The sequence below is a fragment of the Acinetobacter halotolerans genome, from assembly GCF_004208515.1.
Lineage (GTDB): Bacteria > Pseudomonadota > Gammaproteobacteria > Pseudomonadales > Moraxellaceae > Acinetobacter > Acinetobacter halotolerans.
Genome location: NZ_SGIM01000028.1, coordinates 1 through 1105, shown reverse-complemented (window position 1 = coordinate 1105; position 1105 = coordinate 1). Strand labels below are relative to the sequence as shown.

Here is a 1105-nt window from a genome sequence, read left to right as displayed (position 1 = left end):
GGTTGCATACAGGACGTATTGCCCACGATTACGCGCGGCATATTCCCATTGAGCCTCGGTCGGTAAGTCCATATTTAAGTTGAGCTGCTGACCGAGCCATTGACAATAATCGCGTGCTTGCTGCCAATTGATGCCTGCTGCAGAGGTAGGAATACGGTATTTAATTGAAAACTCATCAAAGACCCCTACTTTTTTTTGTCCAGTGACATCAGTATAGACATCAAAATCGGCATAAGTGGCTTTGGTGGCACTGAGATGAAAGTCATCCAAAGTGACTTTGTGTAAAGGGCTACTGTCTCCACCAGCATAGGGGAGTTTATCGATACTATGTTCAGGACCAAAGTCACCCATCATAAAGCTTCCACCTTTGACCAAGATGAGATTCTTTTTGGTTTTTTCTAACAGTTGTTGTAATTTTTTTTGTTGTTCAGCAGATAGATTTGCTTTGGTGGTTGGTGTTTGTGCATTTTGATTTGGATTTGAAGTGGGTTTGGCACAAGCGGATAGTGCCACACTAGAAAGTAGAATGATCGCAAGGTTTTGTTTAATCATCTTTTTTAAAATCATTAGGTTGCAGATATTGCCCAAATTTTAAGGGAGTTTGTTGGGATTGAAAAGAAACATTGTGTTAAGTATTCCAAACGGAATGTTATCCGTGAATCCAAGGTGTAATTCAAAATACAGTTGGGCATATCGAGAGGGTTTGAGGAGCAAGCGTTGATGGCGAGTAATCTTGAAATATTAGCCCCATTTGAGCAGGATGAATCCGAGTCTGAGGTGTACCATGTTTAAAGGTACACCTTGAAAATGATTAAGGATTGGCCGCGCAACGTACTGAGTTATTTTGATTATAATCAAAAGGATAGTCTTTTTTTGAGTAATATTCTACAAATTTAGGGTCAGCGACAGGATGTATGGCATGGCGTTGTATGGTTAAACCATTCCCACCAATGTACATATTTTGTCCATCATCAGGTTCTGAACTTCGTACTACTTTTAAGGTACCTGTTGCAGGACCTTGTGGATTTTTTTCAGGCGATTTACTGTAGTACTCAGGGTCGTACCAGTCCAGCATCCATTCATAGTTATCGGTTAACATATCATG

At 40.5% G+C, this 1105-nt stretch carries 1 protein-coding gene and 1 pseudogene; both read right to left on the bottom strand.

Features of this window, described 5'->3' with window-relative positions:
* A partial coding sequence (locus EXE30_RS15710; RefSeq protein ID WP_165382427.1) for a formylglycine-generating enzyme family protein occupies window positions 1–567 on the bottom strand: 567 nt, incomplete at its 3' end.
* A 244-nt stretch (window positions 568–811) separates the two neighbouring features.
* Window positions 812–1105, bottom strand: a pseudogene (locus EXE30_RS15705) (formylglycine-generating enzyme family protein); the annotation flags it as partial.